General features: G+C 42.1%; 19 protein-coding genes. All 19 read right to left on the reverse strand.

What is annotated here, in order from left to right; genetic code table 11:
- Window positions 1-31: 31 nt before the first annotated feature.
- Entirely contained in the window at window positions 32-757 is a 726-nt protein-coding gene (locus C4B60_RS01100; protein WP_104055868.1) for a GntR family transcriptional regulator, read from the reverse strand.
- 447 nt (window positions 758-1204) lie between these two features.
- Window positions 1205-3577: an FtsK/SpoIIIE family DNA translocase gene (locus C4B60_RS01105; RefSeq protein ID WP_104056626.1), complete on the reverse strand. Its 2373-nt coding sequence runs from the start codon at window positions 3575-3577 to the stop codon at window positions 1205-1207.
- Window positions 3578-3671: 94 nt separating this feature from the next.
- The gene (locus C4B60_RS01110) at window positions 3672-5339 is read right to left on the reverse strand and encodes a ribonuclease J (protein WP_104055870.1); all 1668 of its coding nucleotides are present in this window, start codon (window positions 5337-5339) and stop codon (window positions 3672-3674) included.
- Between the two features lie 193 nt (window positions 5340-5532).
- On the reverse strand, window positions 5533-6426 hold the full coding sequence (gene dapA, locus C4B60_RS01115) for a 4-hydroxy-tetrahydrodipicolinate synthase (RefSeq protein WP_104055872.1): 894 nt from the start codon (window positions 6424-6426) through the stop codon (window positions 5533-5535).
- A gap of 5 nt (window positions 6427-6431) precedes the next feature.
- Window positions 6432-7637: an aspartate kinase gene (locus C4B60_RS01120; protein ID WP_167578546.1), complete on the reverse strand. Its 1206-nt coding sequence runs from the start codon at window positions 7635-7637 to the stop codon at window positions 6432-6434.
- 42 nt (window positions 7638-7679) lie between these two features.
- On the reverse strand, window positions 7680-8759 hold the full coding sequence (locus C4B60_RS01125) for an aspartate-semialdehyde dehydrogenase (RefSeq protein ID WP_104055876.1): 1080 nt from the start codon (window positions 8757-8759) through the stop codon (window positions 7680-7682).
- Window positions 8760-8834: 75 nt separating this feature from the next.
- Window positions 8835-9428, reverse strand: coding sequence for a dipicolinate synthase subunit B (locus C4B60_RS01130; protein WP_104055878.1), 594 nt, complete (start codon window positions 9426-9428; stop codon window positions 8835-8837).
- 24 nt (window positions 9429-9452) lie between these two features.
- Window positions 9453-10334: a dipicolinate synthase subunit DpsA gene (gene dpsA, locus C4B60_RS01135; RefSeq protein ID WP_104055880.1), complete on the reverse strand. Its 882-nt coding sequence runs from the start codon at window positions 10332-10334 to the stop codon at window positions 9453-9455.
- A 17-nt stretch (window positions 10335-10351) separates the two neighbouring features.
- On the reverse strand, window positions 10352-10657 hold the full coding sequence (locus C4B60_RS01140; RefSeq protein WP_104055883.1) for a YlmC/YmxH family sporulation protein: 306 nt from the start codon (window positions 10655-10657) through the stop codon (window positions 10352-10354).
- 106 nt (window positions 10658-10763) lie between these two features.
- Complete coding sequence (locus C4B60_RS01145) at window positions 10764-12005, reverse strand: M16 family metallopeptidase (protein ID WP_104055885.1); 1242 nt, start codon at window positions 12003-12005, stop codon at window positions 10764-10766.
- A gap of 177 nt (window positions 12006-12182) precedes the next feature.
- The gene (gene pnp / locus C4B60_RS01150; RefSeq protein ID WP_104055887.1) at window positions 12183-14306 is read right to left on the reverse strand and encodes a polyribonucleotide nucleotidyltransferase; all 2124 of its coding nucleotides are present in this window, start codon (window positions 14304-14306) and stop codon (window positions 12183-12185) included.
- A 193-nt stretch (window positions 14307-14499) separates the two neighbouring features.
- On the reverse strand, window positions 14500-14769 hold the full coding sequence (gene rpsO, locus C4B60_RS01155; protein WP_104055889.1) for a 30S ribosomal protein S15: 270 nt from the start codon (window positions 14767-14769) through the stop codon (window positions 14500-14502).
- A 129-nt stretch (window positions 14770-14898) separates the two neighbouring features.
- Window positions 14899-15849, reverse strand: a complete 951-nt coding sequence (gene ribF, locus C4B60_RS01160) for a riboflavin biosynthesis protein RibF (protein ID WP_104056627.1) — start codon at window positions 15847-15849, stop codon at window positions 14899-14901.
- Between the two features lie 14 nt (window positions 15850-15863).
- Entirely contained in the window at window positions 15864-16781 is a 918-nt protein-coding gene (gene truB, locus C4B60_RS01165; RefSeq protein ID WP_104055891.1) for a tRNA pseudouridine(55) synthase TruB, read from the reverse strand.
- Between the two features lie 113 nt (window positions 16782-16894).
- Entirely contained in the window at window positions 16895-17242 is a 348-nt protein-coding gene (gene rbfA / locus C4B60_RS01170; RefSeq protein ID WP_104055893.1) for a 30S ribosome-binding factor RbfA, read from the reverse strand.
- Between the two features lie 38 nt (window positions 17243-17280).
- Window positions 17281-17559: a DUF503 domain-containing protein gene (locus tag C4B60_RS01175; protein ID WP_104055895.1), complete on the reverse strand. Its 279-nt coding sequence runs from the start codon at window positions 17557-17559 to the stop codon at window positions 17281-17283.
- Window positions 17559-19757, reverse strand: coding sequence for a translation initiation factor IF-2 (gene infB, locus C4B60_RS01180; protein WP_104055897.1), 2199 nt, complete (start codon window positions 19755-19757; stop codon window positions 17559-17561). The genes C4B60_RS01175 and infB overlap by 1 nt, the downstream gene beginning before the upstream one ends.
- Window positions 19758-19770: 13 nt before the next feature.
- Window positions 19771-20079 carry a YlxQ family RNA-binding protein gene (locus tag C4B60_RS01185; RefSeq protein ID WP_104055899.1) on the reverse strand — a complete coding sequence of 103 codons (309 nt, stop codon included), beginning with the start codon at window positions 20077-20079 and terminating at the stop codon, window positions 19771-19773.
- On the reverse strand, window positions 20076-20354 hold the full coding sequence (gene rnpM, locus C4B60_RS01190) for an RNase P modulator RnpM (RefSeq protein ID WP_104055901.1): 279 nt from the start codon (window positions 20352-20354) through the stop codon (window positions 20076-20078). The genes C4B60_RS01185 and rnpM overlap by 4 nt, the downstream gene beginning before the upstream one ends.
- Window positions 20355-20361 lie beyond the last annotated feature (7 nt).

Consider the following 20361-nt stretch of genomic DNA (forward strand, 5'->3'; position numbering starts at 1 on the left):
TTCGTGTATTAGTAGGAATGCTCAATTTGTATTACACACGTTTTCGTACTACATGAAAATTGAATCTGTCTGCCCTGAAATAATTGACGGAATACAGAATTGGCTGATCCTTGTCATCATAATGAAGCTGTTTTAAAACGAGCAATGCTGTCTCAGGCTCACACTCAAGAATAGGTGATACTTTCTCATGATAGCCAACAGGTTCAATACTGGTTACAGCATGGGAAATATAAAAATTCCCATTCTCCTCCAACAAAGAAAACATCGAGCCATCTTCATGGGTAAAGGATGCAGGCATTAAAGCCGCAGGAACTTTATCCACACAGTACACCACAGGGTCTCCATTTGCCGTTCTGACACGCTCGATAACAGTCAATTCATCATCAGGCGCGCAGGAAAAGCGCGATAAATCCTCATTTGTCGGTCCCTGGTTAGTTGAGCTGAGAAAGACAGTACCCGGTTCCATGCCAGCCTTTTTGATCATTTCCGTTACGCTGTACAACTGTTCAATCCCAGAAGTGAATAGCGGCTTAGCGTTGACAAAGGTGCCTACTCCATGGCGTCTGACAATTCGATTCTCTTCCTCGAGAATTCGCAGTGCTTCTCTAAGAGTCGCTCTGCTTATTCCTAATTGGCGAGAAAGTTCAAATTCAGAAGGGAGACGTTCTTTTTCTTTGTAAACTCCCTTATCGATATCTTTTTTAAGACGATCGATCACCTGGAGATAAAGGTGTCTATTATCTGTCTTGATTGTCATAAACGGAACCACCACCACACTCTTTTAAGACATCAGACATCTGATGTATTTCATTCCTACTAATCGAAAATACTATAACACTTTTCGAAATGAAAAGGAATAGTTTTGTAGATTTTTGTCGATAATTCTTTCGTTGCAGTTACAGAAATATTAAAAATATGACAGTAAACCTCGTTTTTCATTAAAGAAAACCCTTACATTACCTATAAAAAGGATAATATTTTACTTTTTCCTAATTAATAATTCTCAATATTCTTTTTTGAAAGCGATACCAATAGTATAACTCAATTGTTGATAACTTGTATATAGGTCAGACCTCGAATGTCTAACTTTCTCTCCTATAAAAAAAGAGGTTGAGACAAATGTCTCAACCTCCTTTATCCAATTCTAAAATTAGTATTATGTCCCAGGCTCGTTTCATTATTTCTATCCTGTTAATTTAATCGATTACATTTGGCTGCCGGAATCTTCCGGCTGTCTTGAAACAAGAACAGCCCGCGGTTTACTCCCTTCATAGGGACCTACTACGCCTCTATCCTCCATTGCATCAATTAATCTTGCAGCTCTAGTATAGCCTACTCTAAATCTTCTCTGAAGCATCGAAACTGAAGCGGTTTGCATTTCAATAATTAAAGATACTGCCTCATCGTATAATTCATCTTCTACTTCATTTACCGACTTTTCCGGGATATCCTCAGGAATCATCTCTTCCTGGTATTGGGCTTTCTGCTGTTCAATAACAAAGTTCACAACCTCTTCTACTTCCTGATCACTTAAGAAAGCACCCTGAACCCTGACAGGTTTATTTGCACCAATTGGCATAAACAACATATCTCCCCGTCCTAAAAGCTTTTCAGCTCCGCCTGAGTCCAGAATGGTTCTAGAATCGATCTGGGAAGACACTGCAAACGCAATTCTTGAAGGAATATTTGCTTTAATCACGCCTGTAATGACATCTACTGATGGACGCTGAGTGGCAATAATTAAATGGATACCTGCTGCTCTTGCCATTTGGGCAAGCCGTGTAATAGCATCCTCGACATCATTAGAAGCCACCATCATAAGGTCTGCCAGCTCGTCTACAATGACGACAATATAGGGCAGCAGAGGCTGCTTCTCTTCATTTTTATCATTGAATCGTTTGACATGATCATTGTATCCTTCAATATTTCTAGTGCCTGTATGAGAGAAAAGATCATATCTCCGCTCCATCTCGCTCACTACTTTTTTCAACGCCTGAGACGCCTTTTTAGGATCGGTTACAACCGGTGCAAGTAAATGCGGCACCCCGTTATAAACATTCAGCTCCACCATTTTAGGGTCAATCATCATCAGCTTGACTTCGTGTGGCTTTGTCCGCATTAAAATCGAAATAATAATGCCGTTAATGCATACACTCTTTCCGCTTCCTGTCGCCCCTGCCACTAATAAATGCGGCATTTTATTTAATTCTGCAACGACTGCCTCACCGGTTATATCCCGACCAAGTCCAATCAGCAATTTAGCAGAATCACGGTCTTTGCTTTGCGCTTCAAGTACTTCCCTCAACGAAACCATAGCTACTTCAGAATTCGGCACTTCAATCCCTATAGCTGATTTCCCTGGTATAGGTGCTTCAATTCTAATATCCTTTGCGGCGAGTGCGAGTGCCAGGTCATCATTTAGATTTACAATTTTGCTGACCTTAACACCTACATCAGGATGCACTTCATACTTGGTAACGGCAGGGCCGAGATGGACCTGTGTAACCTTTGCTCTTACACCAAAACTTTGAAAGGTTTTTTCAAGCTTCGAAGCATTTTTTTGAATGGCTTTATATTCATTGCTTTGATCGGCATGCGGAGGGAGAGAAAGGATATCCATTTTAGGAAGGATATAATCCTTATTCTCCACTTCCACAACTCCGGCTGCTGCGTCTGCAAGCTTATCAATATCGATTTCCTGCTCTTCTTTTTGAGGAGCTTCAGGCTCGGGCTTTTTAGGCTCTTCATGCGTTACTTTTTCAGCAAAACTTGAAATAAGCGGCTCAAAGGAATCATCTTCCCGAGGAAGAATAAGTTCATCCTTTTCATCCCCTTCTGAGGTTTGGTCCGGATCTATGGCAGCCGCTTGCTGTTTTCCGCTTCTTCTGGCAATTTGTTCAGCTTTTTTCTGTTCTTTCTTCTGATCTCTTTTATCCTGCAGTTCCTCTTTTAAGGCGAGCCACGTATCTTTGAACCATGTAGCTATATACGTAACAACTGCTTTGATAACAGACCCAAGCGATCTCCCGGACATTAAAATGATACCAGCCATCAGTAAGGCAATAGCAGCTATTTTAGAGCCCGTTGAGGCAAACAGAAAATGAAAAACAGCATATAGCAGCGCACCGGTCATACCCGCCCCTACATTTGTCGTTTCACTCTTTATTAATTCTTGATGTGTTTCCCTGAAGGCACTTGACGATTGCAGGAGTCCCTCTTCTGCAAGCTGGTCAAAAAACAGGACATGGGAAAAAAGAAAAATACTTCCTAGAATTAAAAAGATTCCAACTGCCACCCTATGTGTTAAATCAGGCAGTGTCCGATAAATAACTAAGTAAAGGGAAATAGCGATAACTGAAACCGGCAAAAGAAGCTGAAAGTTTCCAACCAAATAGGTGGAAACAGTGGTCAATGCCCTGCCTACAGGTCCCAATTGAAAAATGGTGATTAATGAAAGTGCGATAAATCCAATTCCTGCAATCTCATAAGCCAATGGAGTTGTTTGTTTTTTAGATTTTCTTTTTTTTGATGGCGCCCGCTTTTGTTTAGCAGACGCTTTTGGCTTTGTTGCTGCCACATAATCACCCACTATCGTGTAATTGAAAAAGAAAGCAGACAAATGATGCCTGCCTGCTTTGCTCTTAAGATAAACGGCGACCTCAGTCTGTTGGTCAAACCTCCATTATGATTGGTAAAATCATCGGTCTTCTTTTCGTTTTTGTATAAAGAAGGTGATTAAGTGAATCACGAATCTCCTGTTTAATGCTTGACCAGTCAAAGGTACGGTTTTCAACATTTTTTTCTACAATATTACGGACAAGTGTTGTTGACTCATCCATAAGCTTTTCCGATTCACGAACATAGACGAAACCACGGGAAATTACTTCCGGTCCGGCTGCAATTGATTTTGTTTTTTTGTTTAACGTCACAACAACCAGTAATACCCCATCCTGAGATAAAAGTCTGCGGTCCCGTAGTACGATGTTTCCAACATCTCCAACACCTTTGCCGTCAATCAGGACATTTCCGGTCTGGACACGGCCGCTCATCTTCATTTTTCCACTGGTATATTCAACAATATCGCCTTTATCGGCAATAAAAATATTAGAGCGGGGTACGCTGGTTTCTTCAGCAATTCTTGCATGGGTAATAAGATGTCTGTATTCACCCTGAATTGGAATGAAGTATCTTGGCTTCATCAGATTTATCATCATCTTAAGGTCTTCCTGGCTTCCGTGTCCGGAGACATGAACGTTTTTACTGGAGGTTAAAACATTCGCTCCTGCTCTAGTCAGCTCGTTTACGGAGCGATATAAATAAACTTCCATACCAGGAGATGGAGTAAAGGTAATAAGCACCGTATCTCCTTCCTGAATATTTACAACTTGATGGGTCTGATTTGCCATACTTTCCATTACCTTAAAAGGCTCATCATGTGTTCCTGAAAGAATAATAACAATTTCATCATTATTGTATTTATTAATTTCGTTAGGATCGATTCGTGTATCTTCCTCATACGTAAGATGCTCAAGACGGGAAGCAACATTAACAACCTTTTCTACTGCCTCGCCAATTACGGCTACTTTTCTTCCTGTGCGGTGAGCGACATCAAAAACCTGCTGTATACGAATGAGATTTGAAGCATAACATGTAACAATAATTCTGCCTTTAGCTTTATTAAAGCTTGATGCTACATGGTTTTCAACTACTGTTTCTGAAAGGGTATGCCCTGGTCTTTCCGCTTCTGTACTGTCAGAAAGCAGCGCGAAAACTCCCTTTTCACCAAGCTTGGCCATCTTGCCAATATTAGATGCATATCCGCCCCTTGCAGATTGATCAAATTTAAACTCTCCTGTATGGACGATTGCACCTTCGGAAGTATGAATGGCAATTCCAAGTGAATCAGGGATGCTGTGAGTCGTCTGGAAGAACGTCACATTAACAGTATCAAATTTCATATTGCTTTTTTCATGCACAACAAAAAACTTAACACGTTCTTTAAATCCATAATCTTTTAACCCGGCTTTAGCAAGAGCTACAGTCAGCTTTGAGCCGTATACAGGGGCTTTCACTTTTTCAAGAAGATACGGAAGCGATCCGATTGCATCGTCATGTCCGTGTGTTAAAAAGATCCCTTTTACTTTATCTTTATTAGCCTCTATATAATTAAAATCCGGAATAACAATATCAATACCATACATTTCTTCTTCAGGGAACATTAGTCCTGAATCAATAATAAATAAATCTTCATCAATTTCAATTACATACATATTCTTGCCAATTTCTCCTACTCCGCCGAGTGGGATGATTCTTATTTTTTCGTTTATTACTTTAGACAATCCCATTTCCTCCTATATGTCTTTTTCCCGTTCTTTAAACAGTTGTGTTCATTATACTCGATCAAATTCAAACTGTACACGTTAATTGTCAGTGTACACTAAGTATAAGGGTGTGATACTCTTATTGTTCGTATTTTTTCATTATGTAAAAATAGAAATCATCTGAGTACAAAGAACACCCAGATGATTCTTATTATTTCGTTTGATTTACTTGTTGGCTAAAATGTTCAAGAACTGCACGAAGACTTTCTTTCTCTGCCTCGACTAAAGGAACTAAAGGCAGCCTCAAACTCCCGCAGTCAATTCCCTGGTCTGAAAGAGCAACCTTAACAGGACCCGGGCTGGGCTGGGCAAAAAGAGCTCTGATAACCGGAAGTAGCTGCTGATGCATAAAAGCTGCCTCCTGGAATCTTCCTTCTTCAAACGCGGTAATCATCCGCTGCATTTCATTTCCTGCTACATGGGAGGCTACTGAAACTACACCGTGGCCGCCGATGGCGAGCAGGGGAAGTGTTAAGCCGTCATCACCGCTGTACACAAGGAAATCCTTCTTAACGTTTGACAGAATCTCAGTCATTTGATCGAGGCTGCCGCTTGCTTCTTTAACTGCTGTAATATTATCAATTAACGATAAGCGTATAATGGTTTCAGGAAGAATATTAACAGCAGATCTTCCCGGAATATTATAGATCATAACCGGAACATCGACTTCTTCTGCGATGGCAGCGAAATGCTGATACAGTCCTTCCTGACTTGGTTTGCTGTAATAAGGGGCAACAAGCATAATAGCGTCAGCCCCGGCTTCCACTGCTTTTTTAGATAATTCGATTGAGCCTTCTGTATTATTGCTCCCCGTACCGGCGATAACAGGCACTCTTCCGTTTACTGCGTTTACAGTGTGTTTAATTAAATCAATCTTTTCCTGGCTGCTAAGTGTAGGAGATTCTCCTGTTGTCCCTGCAATGACAAGGGATTCAGTTCCATTGTCCAATAAATAATTAATCAGCTTCGTTGTCTGCTCAAAATCAATAGCGCCCTGTTGAGTAAAAGGCGTCGCCATTGCGGTTGAAACACGTCCAAAATTCATTTCGTTCACTCCTGTAAGCTTGTAGTTAATGATGGTAAGATAAATTGTTCATGCAAGCGCTTTTGTGCCTGGTCAGCATATTGTTCATCAACAAGGACCCAAAAGGTCATGTGGCTGTCAGCTGTTTGCAGAATCCGTATTTTTTCCTGGGCAAGAGTCGTTACAATAGTAGAAGTGATTCCGGGTTTACCTTTCATTCCTTCACCGATTAAAGCAATTTTCGCCACATGCTCGATGACTTCAGGGTGAAAGCCCTGCTCCTCGAGCAGTGTTTTTACATATTTTACATTTTTCTCTTCTATCGTAAACCGCACTTCATGCGGATGAATCGATATCAGGTCAATGCTGATTTCCTGCTGGGCAACCATTTGAAAGATTCTATCATAATCAAAAGCTGAAACACGAATTTGTGCAAGTTTTTTTATTGCCGATATGGACTGAATAACATTTTGTGAATGACGGGAGTTTTGTTTACCCACCCATGTTCCTTTATTGCCTGCTAATGGACCGACCCACAAGGGAATTCGGTATCGCTTCGCCCATTCCACTGCATTAGGGTGAATCACCTTTGCTCCCTGATAAGCGATATGACTAGCTTCATCATAGGTAATAGATAAAAGAGTAGTCGGTTCATCAACGATTGTCGGGTCTCCGCTCATTACCCCTTCCACATCGGTATAAATATAGCATGCATCTGCTTTAACACTGCAGGCCAAAGCGGATGCTGTAGTATCGCTTCCGCCTCTTCCAAGGGTAGTAACTTTTCCGTGCTTTGTTACTCCCTGAAACCCGGTGACAACGACAACATCCACCTCTTTAAAGGCTTTAATAAACGGATCGCCGCTCACCTTTGTAATGGCTGCGTGACGATAGTGGTCATCTGTAATAATTTGGGCTTCCCTGCCGGTCATTACCTGGCAGGGAATGCCCGCCTTTGCCAGTTCGTGTGAAAAAACAACTGCCGAGATCACCTCGCCGCAGGTTAATAACAACGCCTGCTGCTCATACGGAATAATGGCTTCCCCTTTTTCCTTAATAAGCGATAGAAGTGTATCCGTAGCATAAGGATCTCCAAAACGGCCCTGAGCGGAAACAACAACAATCGATTTTTTACCTTTTTCAACTGCTTTTTGAACATGCACGACCGCCTGTTCCCTAAGCGAAGAAGATGTTAATGAGCTGCCTCCAAATTTTTGTACGATTATACTCAAAGCAGAACTCCTCGCTTTCTTGCAGCGGAAGGAATAAATCAATTAGACGAGTTCTAGTTTAATTAAGCTTTCAGCAATTTGGACAGAATTCCACGCTGCACCCTTTAACAGATTGTCTGAAACGATCCACATATGATATCCATTTTTTTCATCTAAATCCTGACGCACCCTGCCTACAAACACCTCAAGCTTGCCTGCTGCCGTGCTCGGCATTGGGTAAAGCTGATCCTGCGGAGAGTCCTGAAGCACAATTCCTGGGGCTTTTTCAAGCAGATTATGAATATCCGAAACTGTTTTTCCTTCCTTCTCCACTTCGATGTAGACAGATTCTGAATGACCAGTTTCAACCGGCAGTCTTACGCATGTAGCTGCAACCTTTAATTCTGGCATATGCATAATTTTTTTGGTTTCATTAATCATTTTCATTTCTTCAAACGTATAGCCATTTTCATCAAACACATCTATTTGAGGCACTGCATTAAACGCGATCGGAAAATGGCGTTCAGCAGATTTAACCGGCAGTATTTGTGCCTTTGGCTCCTCATTATTTAAGATAGACTGAGACTGCTCCTTCATTTCATCTATGGCGTTTTTGCCGGCACCAGAAACTGCCTGATAGGTTGATACAACAACCTTCTTAAGACCTAAAGCCTGACGGATCGGTTCAAGTGCGACGACCATTTGGATTGTGGAACAGTTAGGATTTGCGATAATCCCATTATGATCATGCAGATCCTTTTCATTGACCTCAGGAACAACGAGTGGAATTCCTTCGTCCATTCTAAATGCGCTTGTGTTATCAATAACAATTGCCCCATGTTCAACTGCAGCTGGAGCAAGCTTTTTAGAGATACTTCCTCCTGCTGAAAACAGGGCGATGTCCACCCCTTGAAATTTATCAGGTGTTGCTTCCTGAATTGTTATGTCCTGATCATTATAGCGAAGTGTCTGACCTGCTGATCTTGCAGAGGATAGTAATGTTAATTTCTCTATTGGAAATTGGCGCTGTTCTAATATCGACAGCATTTGTGTACCAACTGCACCTGTTGCTCCTACGATTGCTACATGATATCCCTTACTTTTCACGGAAAATCCCCTTCCTGCTTGTATCCATTGCCGCATTAGACTAATAAAGCACCAATGTATGTTTTCGTAAAATACATTGTATCACTTTTTGTCTACTATACTCAATCTCTTTTACTTTAGCGGCGCACTTTTGAGTACAGGCTGCACCTGCCTGCCTTCAAGTGCATGCTCGATTGTTTCAGCAATATGCTCCATATGGGCAACAAGAGAATTAGGTTTTTTAATAGGATCGTCCTGACCGTAAGGAACAAAATAAATATTCTTTGCTGCCATAAGCCTCATAATATTGACACCATTTAAACCGAGCCCGTCGTTTGTAGAAATACCCACTACAACCGGCTTGCCGTTGCGCAGAGTAGCTTTTGCAGCCATTAAAACCGGTGAATCAGTTAAAGCATTTGCAAACTTGCTTAATGAATTCCCGGTTAATGGGGCGATAACCATGCAGTCCAGCGGAATTTTAGGACCAAGCGGTTCTGCGTCGACGATTGTCCGAATGCTCTTTAGACCGGTAGCTTCTTCGATTTTTTTAATCCATTCTTCCCCTTCCCCAAAGCGGGTATCTGTCGTTTGCATCGTATAGCTGACTACTGGCTGAACTTCCGCTCCAAGGGCAATCAGTTTCTCAATCTCCGGAAATACCTCATGATAGGTACAATGAGAGCCCGTCAGCCCAAAACCAATTCTTTTTCCTTTAAGTGTCATGATTGTCCTCCTAATGAATATGGTTTATTCAAGACTTAGGCGCTCGATAATAGCAGAAGCCAAAATTAAACCTGCTGTTTTCGGAGCGATAATACCCGGCAGGCTGGGAGCATCAATGTAACGCAGCCCAATGGAATCAGCGATTGATTGATCAATAGCTTTTGGACCGGAAGCAAGCTCAATAACGATGCAAGTGTGGGATACCTTGCTGATTACTTCTAATGGAAACACCTTATCTGAAGGAATAGTGTTAACCCACGCATCGCATTGATGAAGCTTTTTATCTATTTTACTTAAGTCAACCGGCTCAATACCCATCTCGAGCATTCTTGCTTTTTCACCACTGTCTGCAGTTCCTCCAAAAACTTTAGCCCCTAGTGCTTTCAAACGACTGGCAATTGTAATCCCTATTCTGCCAAACCCTGTTACAAGAATAGTGGATCCGTGTATGGTATGGTCCGTATGCTGCAACAGCAGCCAGATCACTCCCTCAGCAGTCGGTATTGAATTTTGAATTGCAATTTGATCTTCCTCCATTAAATACACTACCGGTCTATTCAAGCTGTCCAGCCATGGAGTTTGAATCCCTGAAAAAAGCTTGCATGTAGGGTTTAGCCTACGAAACAGATCAAGGTCCAGCGTCAATGGTTTACTTGAAAACGAAGAGCGGACGGCACCTTCTTCCCCGACACCACTAACGGGAAAAACAATGGCATCCAGCTCTTCATAAGGTAGTTCATGACTTTCCATTTTTGTAAAGCCGGGTTCTGTTAAGGCAAGCTGATCAAACCCTACCACCATTAAATTTGCTCCATGCATCTGGCAGTGGTGGGCAATTTCTTTTTGCCTTGCATCTCCACCAATAATCGCTATATTGCAGCTTTCTAAGCTTGACGTTTCTGTCATCTAGCTCACTCATTTCACTATTCTTCTATCTGCCCTTCTTTCTGTTCTATTGTATGTAAAACCTGAGCTGACTGTGACCCTTGATCATGTTCAGCCTGATCAATTAAAATCATTTCATCCCCAATCGTCCTGATCGACTGCCAGGGGATCGCTAATTCCTTCTGGCCTTTTGAAAAAGCTCCCCAGCGGCCAAGCGGCACAAGCACAGACTTTACAGCTCCCGTTACCGGATCAAATTCCACGTCTGTCTCACCCAAGACACCCATCCGCTCTGCACGCTGAATATGAATAATTTCCTTGCCGCTTAATTCGCTTAATTTCATTTCATTCAACCCCTTCCTTACTAAATTGTATGAAAAAAAAACTCTAAGATGAGTTCACACCTTAGAGTTTTGATCTGTTACATTTCTATATAATTGAATAATTTAGTTAAGCAAAGGATTTAGGTTTTACTTCATTTGGGGAAATCAAGGATACAGCAAATTCATCTGTCAATACTTGATCTGCCATTCTTTTAACAGAATCGAGTGTAACGCTGTCGATCAGATCAATCACTTCGTCCATTGTACGATGGTAGCCAAGCATAAGCTCATTTTTTCCATTTCGGCTCATACGGGCATTTGTACTTTCAAGCCCAAGCATTAAATTCCCCTTTAATTGCTCCTTGGAATAAAGAAGCTCCTTTGGGGTCATGCCGGTATCCTTGAACGAGGTTAGAGTGGACTGAACAGTTTCATAAAGTGATTCAAGCTGTTCTGCACCGGTGCCTGCGTAAACAGTCAGCATTCCACTGTCGCGGTGGGCTGAATGATAGGAGAACACCGAGTAGGCAAGCCCCCGCTCTTCACGTACGTCCTGAAACAGCCTTGAAGACATGCTGCCGCCAAGAACGTTATTCATGACGATTAAGCTGTAGCTGTCTTTATGGCCAAGCGGCAATCCATCAAATCCAAAGCAAAGATGCGCCTGTTCAGTTTCTTTTTTCTTCATTAAATGACGCTTATGGAAATCCGGCTTGGTTAATTCGATTTTATTGGATTGCGGATACTGATAAGATCCAAAAAGAGCTTCAATTTCGTTTATGAAGGATTCCTCAACATTTCCCGCAACAGAAACAACAATCTGATCAGGTGTGTACATGTCATGTACATAATTTTTTAATGATTTCTGATCAAAATTCCGAATTGTTTCCTCTGTCCCAAGAATGGGATAGCCTAATGCATGAGTATTGTAAACCGCTTCTCCAAGAAGATCATGCACGATATCATCCGGTGTATCCTCATACATTTTGATTTCCTCTAAAACAACGTTCTTTTCTTTTTCAAGCTCCCCTTCATCAAAAGCAGAGTTAAAAAACATATCACCTAACACTTCAAGTGCATGAGATTTATGGTTATCCATCACCTTTGCATAATAGCAGGTATATTCCTTTGAAGTAAAAGCATTAACTTGACCACCGATGCTGTCGAACGCTTCAGCAATTTCCCGTGCAGAACGTTCTTTTGTTCCTTTAAAAAGCATATGTTCTAAAAAGTGAGAGATCCCATTATTGTTTTCATTCTCATATCTAGAACCTGCACCGATCCATACTCCAATTGCTACTGAACGGACAGTAGGAATTTTTTCTAAAACGATACGTAATCCGTTTGGGCAAGTATGACGAGTAATCATTAAAACATCTCCTATTTAAATATACAATGACGGTACAATTGCTTCCGTCTGAAAACCTACATCCCATTTTACTACGTTTATGGGATGATTTCATTGTTTTTCGCTTAATTTTTAACAGATAAGAAAATTCATTCAAAAAAACCGGTTAAAGCTTTTGCTTAACCGGTGATGGTACTATTAAGACTGGCTTGATTTCTCTTCTTTTTCACGTTTTTCACGAATAACAGCTTTACGGGAAAGGTTAACTCTGCCCTGATTATCGATTTCAGTTACTTTAACTTCAATCTGGTCTCCAAGTGAAAGTATATCCTCTACCTTATTGGTCCGTTCTTCCTGAAGCTCGGAAATATGAACAAGGCCATCTTTTCCGCTGAAGATTTCTACGAATGCGCCAAATTTCTCAATTCGTTTTACTTTGCCGAGGTAAACTTCTCCTACAACTGCTTCACGAACCATATTTTCAATAATTTCTTTGGCTTTCTTATTCATCGCAGAATCGGTGGAAGCGATAAACACTGTTCCATCCTGCTCAATATCAATCTTAACGCCTGTTTCTTCAATGATTTTATTAATATTTTTACCACTCGGCCCGATCACGTCGCGAATCTTATCCGGATTGATGCTAAGCTGAATAATTTTTGGTGCATAGTCTGAAAGCTCAGCTCTAGGCTCCTGAATTGTCGCAAGCATTGAATCGAGAATATGCATTCTGCCTTCTTTAGCCTGCAGAAGTGCTTCTTCCAGGATCTCACGGGTAAGTCCGGCAATTTTAATGTCCATTTGAAGAGCAGTTACACCTTTTGAGGTCCCGGCTACTTTAAAGTCCATGTCTCCCAAGTGATCTTCCATTCCCTGAATGTCAGTCAAAATGGTATAATCTTCACCTGATTTTACCAGACCCATTGCAATACCTGCTACAGGGGCTTTAAGAGGAACACCGGCATCCATCATTGCTAGTGTGCTTGCGCAAATACTCGCCTGGGAAGTCGAGCCATTTGATTCAAGAACTTCTGAAACTAGACGGATCGTGTAAGGAAAATCCTTTTCATCCGGAAGCACTTTCTCTAAAGCCCGTTCGCCAAGTGCTCCGTGTCCAATTTCACGGCGTCCAGGCCCTCTGATAGGGCCGGTTTCGCCTACGCTGAACAGCGGAAAATTATAATGGTGCATAAAGCGTTTAGACTCTTCGATACCAAGTCCATCAATAATTTGAACATCACCTAACGCACCAAGTGTTGCAATGCTCAGCGCTTGAGTCTGTCCGCGTGTGAATAATCCGGAGCCGTGAGTTCTTGGAAGAATTCCAACTTCAGAAGACAGGGCACGAATTTGATCGGGCTTACGTCCATCCGGACGGATTTTATCCTGCGTAATTTGACGGCGGACTTCTTCTTTTACCATCTTATCAAGTGCTTTTTTTACTTCTTTTAACGTTCCTTCTTCGGCTTCTTCTTCCTCATAAACAGCCAGCACTTCTTTTTTCACTGCAGAGATTGCTTCATCTCTTGCCTGCTTTTCCTGCGTTTGTACTGCTGCACTTAATTTCTCTGAAGAAATTTGGGCTACGCGTGAAACGATTTCTTCATCAAGACCTATAAGGGGAATTTCACGTTTTTCTTTCCCGGCTGCAGCTACAATCTCTTCCTGGAAAGCAATCAGCTTTTTGATCTCTTCATGGCCAAACATGATCGCTTCTAACATGGTTTCTTCAGGGATTTCAAATGCCCCGGCTTCAACCATATTAATCGCATCCTTCGTTCCTGCAACGATCAGTTCCATTTGGCTTTCATTTTGCTGGTCAATCGTTGGGTTGATGATGAATTCTCCATTAATTAGTCCAACAGTAACACCTGCAATTGGACCGCCAAATGGAATATCAGAAACGCTTAATGCAAGAGATGACCCAAACATAGCAGCCATTTCAGAAGAACAGTTTTGGTCCACACTCATTACCATACTGGTGATTTGAACATCATTTCTAAACCCGTCAGGAAATAGCGGGCGGATTGGTCGGTCAATGAGTCTGCTTGCTAAAACAGCACGCTCACTCGGTCTTCCTTCCCGTTTGATGAAGCCTCCCGGAATTTTACCGACAGAGTACATACGCTCTTCATAATTAACGGTCAATGGGAAAAAGTCTAAAGGCTTTGGTTCTTTAGATCCTACAGTTGTACTTAAAACGACTGTATCCCCGTATCGAATAAGCGCTGCTCCACTTGCCTGCTTAGCAAATTGTCCAACTTCAACGGACAATTGTCTGCCAGCCCAGTCCATGGAGAATACTTGTTTTTCTTGATCCATACTATAACCCCTTTCTTATTATCGCAATTACCTTTTCCAGTTATTTAAACTCAATTCATGTATGAAAGCACTATTTGTGCAAGCTCAATATGTAGGATTTACAATTACTATCACATGATCCGTTATAAAATAAAATCAACATATTTTTTTGCTAATAAAAAAGCGGGACAAGTCCCGCTTTTCACATTCATTCTTATCGGCGCAGTCCAAGCTTGTTGATAAGCTCGCGATAACGAGATACTTCGTTATTACGCAAGTAAGTCAACAGGTTACGGCGGCGGCCTACCATTTTAAGAAGTCCACGACGTGAGTGGTGGTCTTTTTTATGTGTACGCAGGTGTTCGTTCAGGTTGTTGATCTCTTCAGTAAGGATCGCAATTTGTACATCTGCAGAACCTGTGTCACCTTCATGAGTACGGTATTCCTGAATAAGTTCGTTCTTACGTTCTTGTGTAATAGCCATTTTAAATAGCCCTCCTATAATAGTAGTTTAATCCCCAATTCCCGAGCAATCGTTGGAGTAATCGACTTGCCAAGCAATGGTTCATGATCATGCGTTTCTATAATATCATAATACAGAATACACTGCAACTTATGTATCCAGCTGCTTAAAATAATCTATCGCTGCAGCTTTGTCGCGCTCAATTTGTCCAACCAGCTCTTCAATGCCATTGAATTTCTTCTCACTGCGAATCCGTACATGCCATTCTGCCTTTATCTTTTCACCATAGATGTTTTCGTTAAAATTAAATAAGTGGGTCTCCACAGTTAGTACCTTATGATCTGGGGAATTAAATGTCGGTTTATAGCCAATGTTACAAACTCCCTCAATCCAGCGGTCGTGAACGAAAAGTCTGACCGCATAAACGCCTGTAGAAGGCACCAGGAGTTCGTGGTTTATTTGTATATTAGCAGTTGGAAAACCAATTTTACGCCCTCTTTTATCCCCATGCACGACCAGACCCTCAAGCTGGTAGTGATAACCGAGCAGACGATTTGCCTCTTCCACGTTTCCTTCCTTCAATATCCTGCGGATACGGGTTGAGCTTATTTTTTCTTCCTCGTCCTTAATTTCTCCCACTGCAGTCCATGTAAATTTATTGCGTGAATGAAATGGAAGAGTCTCCATTGTACCGCGTCCAAATTTTCCATACGTATAATCAAACCCGGCTGTTACGTGAGCCGCGTTTAAAGCAATGAGATATTGGTCAGCAAACTGCTGGGGTTCAAGGCTTGCAAAACTTGATGTAAAACGAACCACAAAGGCGTAGTCCACATCCTGCTCTGCAAAAAGCTCAAGCTTACGTTCTATCGAAGTTAGATAATCTACTTCTTTTTTTTTCGTGCTCAATACGACTGAAGGGTGGGGATCAAAAGTCATAACTCCAGTTTTTAGCCCGTGCTCCCTTGCATACGATTTTGCAGTTTGAATCACGGTCTGATGACCGCGATGAACACCGTCAAAAAAACCGAGCGCCAAGGATAGCTCCGGAAAATCATGCTGATTCATTGAATGGGGATGATGCAAAGTGATGACCTTCATGGATGATTCCTTTCTCAATCTACCCAAAGAACTTTAACCGGTTTAATAAGACCCTCTTTGGATGGATGCAGGTGATAAATAGCGAGTGCTTTTTGCTGATAAGTTAATACCACCGGTTCACCATAGTCGGCAGTCCAATCCTCAGGCATAGAAAGCACAGCTCCATTCTTAACTTTACTTGCTACTGTATCACTAATAGTAAGATTCTTCAATTGAGAAATCCCTTCCTCAAGAGGCCTTAAGTATTTATGTAATGCATTAGAATCCTCTGCAAGTTCTGCAAGCTGTGATAACGTCACACAATTCTCTTTTGTAAACGCTGCTGAAGAGGTGCGTGTCAGCTTAGACATATGGGCCGGATACCCAAGCCTCTCCCCAATCATTACAGCAAGTGTCCGGATATAGGTGCCTTTTCCGCAGTCTACATCGATTGAGAAGCTGAGTTCCTGTTGTTTTTTCAGTAATGTATTTTCAACAAGTCGGATCCGGTTAATTTGGACTGTCCTGGTTGGGCGTTCTACCATAATTCCCTGCCTGGCGTACTCATATAACCTTTTCCCGTTCACTTTAACTGCTGAATACATCGGTGGAGTTTGTTTAATCTGACCTTCAAAAGAGCTTAGTACTGTTGTGAGATCTTCATATGTGAAATTTTCTTCTACTTTCTTCCGGCTGATAACCTCCCCGCTTGCATCCTCGGTTGCAGTGGAGCTTCCGATTGTAACCTCTGCACGGTACGACTTTCCTGAATCGGTAATATATTCTGCAATCTTCGTTGCTCTGCCAAGACATATCGGTAAAACCCCATCGACATCCGGATCAAGTGTTCCGGTGTGGCCCACCTTTTTCATTTTTAGCAGCTTTCTGACTTTAAACACACAGTCGTGGGAGGTTAATCCGGGCTCCTTCCAAATTGGGAGAATTCCATTCATCCTTCATTCTTCCTTTCTTTAAGAGCTGATTAAGCAATAAAAAAAGAGCAGCGGACACGAGAAGTGACTGTCACTTCTTACCCGAAAATTCGGGCAGCCTGCTGCTCCTGCTGTTATTGGTCCCGCTCTTTTAAATCACGAATTAGCGATTCAATCCGGTTTCCTGTGTCAATGGACTCATCAAACTCAAATAAAAGCTCCGGTGTTTTCCGCAAACGGATTCGCTGTCCGATTTCTGATCGGATAAATCCTTTTGCTTTGGCAAGTCCACGTAATGTATTTTCACGCTGTTCTTCATCACCAAGCACCGTAATATATACGGTAGCCTGCTGAAGATCGCCTGTTACTTCTACATCTGTTACAGTGACAAAACCAATTCTTGGATCTTTTATTTTGCGTCCAATGATATCACCGAGTTCTTTTTTCATCTGCTCTCCAACGCGGTTCGATCGTAACGACATTTAACGTTCACCTCTCATTTAAATGGTAAAATACCCATTTACATGAAGTCGATCGTAATCGAGACAGCCTCCCATTCAGGAAAGGATTCCATCAGCTTTATTGCACGATGAATTTCTCTTTCGGCTGCATGCTTTGAAGAAGCAACAGCCACAAGTTCAACTGTTGTTCTCTGCCACACATCCTGATGGTCGACTTCAGCAATGGATATATTGTACTGCCTTTTTACCCTTGAAAGAACGCGCTGCAGCACAGCCCGCTTTTCCTTCAAGGAATGGGAATGTTCGATTTTAAATTCGCATTCCGCATAGGCAATCATTATCGTTTAATCTCTTCCATGACGAAGGCTTCAAAAATATCGCCTTCTTTTACGTCATTAAAGTTTTTAATGGTAATACCGCACTCATAGCCTTTTGCTACTTCTTTAGCATCGTCCTTAAAGCGTTTCAGTGTATCAAGTTCACCTTCAAAAATTACGACACCATCACGCAATAAACGGATTCCGCTGTCTCTTGTAATTTTCCCTTCAATCACATAGCTTCCTGCGATTGTACCGACCTTAGATACCTTAAAGGTTTGTCTAACCTCAGCCTGGCCGATTACTTTTTCTTCAAATTCCGGATCAAGAAGCCCTTCCATTGCTGCTTCAATTTCTTCAATTACTTTGTAAATAATCCGGTGAAGACGTACATCAACCTGCTCAGCATCTGCTGCGCGTTTTGCGTTGGCATCCGGGCGGACATTAAATCCGATTACGATGGCATTTGATGCTGCTGCCAATGTAATATCTGATTCTGTGATAGCCCCTACTGCAGTATGAATAATCTTAATGTTTACGCCTTCTACAGCAATTTTTAAAAGTGATGCTGCGACAGCTTCAACCGAGCCTTGCACATCCCCTTTAACAATTACATTAAGGTCTTTCATTTCACCTTGTTTCATCTGCTCAAACAGATTATCAAGACTTACGCGTGTTTTTTCTCCGCGCTGAGCCTGAAGAGCCTGCTGGGCTCTTGTTTCACCGATGGAACGGGCGGTTTTCTCGTCTTCAAACACTACAAAACGGTCGCCTGCCTGAGGTACATCATTAAGTCCTGTAATTTCAACAGGAGTCGATGGACCTGCAGATTTAACACGTCTGCCAAGATCATTGACCATAGCTCGGACACGTCCAAAGGTATAGCCGACTACAATAGGATCTCCAACCTGAAGAGTACCGTCCTGAACTAAAAGGGTTGCAACGGATCCTCTTCCTTTGTCGAGTTCTGCTTCAATAACCGTTCCAAGCGCACGGCGTTTTGGATTTGCTTTATATTCTTCGACTTCCCCGACAAGCAGGATCATCTCTAATAGATTGTCTATTCCTTCGCCATTTAATGCAGACACAGGTACAAAAATGGTGTCTCCGCCCCATGCTTCAGGAACTAAACCATGCTCTGTCAATTCCTGCATCACACGGTCAGGATTTGCAGAAGGTTTATCCATCTTATTAACAGCAATAATAATCGGCACCTCTGCTGCTTTCGCGTGGTTGATTGCTTCTACAGTCTGCGGCATCACGCCGTCATCTGCTGCAACCACAAGGATCGTAATATCTGTTACCTTTGCGCCTCGAGCTCGCATCGTAGTGAAGGCTGCGTGACCCGGAGTATCAAGAAATGTGATTTTTTTATCATTCACTTCGACCTGGTAGGCACCAATATGCTGCGTGATTCCGCCTGCTTCTCCTTCAGTCACCTTTGTTTTACGGATGGAGTCAAGAAGCGTTGTTTTACCATGGTCAACGTGCCCCATGATCGTAACAACCGAAGGACGTTCAACCTGAGCGTCTGCATCCTGCTCTTCCTCAAAATACGTTTCAAGATCGGTAGAATCAATAAGAATTTCTTCTTCTACCTCTACCCCATAATCTGTGCAAATAAGCTCGATTGCATCCTTATCCAATTCCTGGTTAACTGTTGCCATTACTCCAAGCATGAATAATTTTTTTACAACCTCTGAAGGCTCGCGGTGCAATTTTTTTGCAAGTTCTGCTACAGTCAGGGATTCCACAAACGTAATCTTTTCCGGCAGCTCTTTTTGTTTCACTGGAGCTGGCTGATAAGGAGTTTTTGATTTTTGGTTGCGGTTTTTGCCTCCGCGATTTCCTTGGTTATTGTTGCGCTGACCACCGGCACGGCCTTTATTGGCGGCCTGGTTTTGTCCGCCTCTGTTGCCCCCGGTTTGAGGACCTCTATTTTGAGAACCGCCCTGGCCTCCGCGGTTTGCCTGGCTGGCCTGCTGCTGGCTGCCTTGAGTCCGGTTAGCAGTTTTAGTTTCCGGTTTATTTTTTGAATCAGTTTTGGGTGCAGTTGATTTTCCTTTATTATAAGAAGCATCCAATTTCGTGATCGCCTCTCCTTCTAATGTTGCCATATGATTTTTTACTTCTATGTTCATCGTTTTTAATAGATCGATTACTTCTTTACTGGTGACATTTTGTTTTTTTGCGTATTCATATACACGTGTTTTACTCATTCGTTCACCCCCGTTAAGATTCATCGAGCAGTGCAAGCAGCTTTTTAGCAAAGCCCTGGTCCATCACCGCAATCGTGACTCGGGCATCCTTGCCAATCAAATGACCAAGCGTGTATCGGTCTGTTACCTGCCGTACAGGTACCCCGTAATACTGGCTTTTGTCAGTAACTTTTTTGGCAGTGTTTCCGGAAGCATCTTCAGCTAGCAAAACTAATTTTGCTTTGCGGTTTCTGACTTCCTTAATGACCAATTCTTCTCCTGAAATCACTTTTCCTGCTCGAGTCGCAAGACCAAGCAATGACATCCATTTAGGCTGGCTCATTTGACCTGGTCCGCTTCCACTAATTCAAGCAATTCCTGATAGATTGAATCATCTACTGCTGCCTGTAAGTGGCTTGCTAAAATATTTTTTTTGCGGGCTTTTTCAATGGCGGTTCTATCCTTTGAAAGGTAAGCTCCGCGTCCTGATTTTTTCCCTGTCAAATCAATGGATACGACGCCTTCTTTTGAGCGGACAATCCGTACCATTTCTTTTTTTTCTTTCATTTCGTTTGTTGCAATACATTTTCTGAGCGGTACTTTTCTTTTAGACGGCATGGCAGTC

Source organism: Jeotgalibacillus proteolyticus (assembly GCF_002926065.1).
GTDB classification, from domain to species: domain Bacteria; phylum Bacillota; class Bacilli; order Bacillales; family Jeotgalibacillaceae; genus Jeotgalibacillus; species Jeotgalibacillus proteolyticus.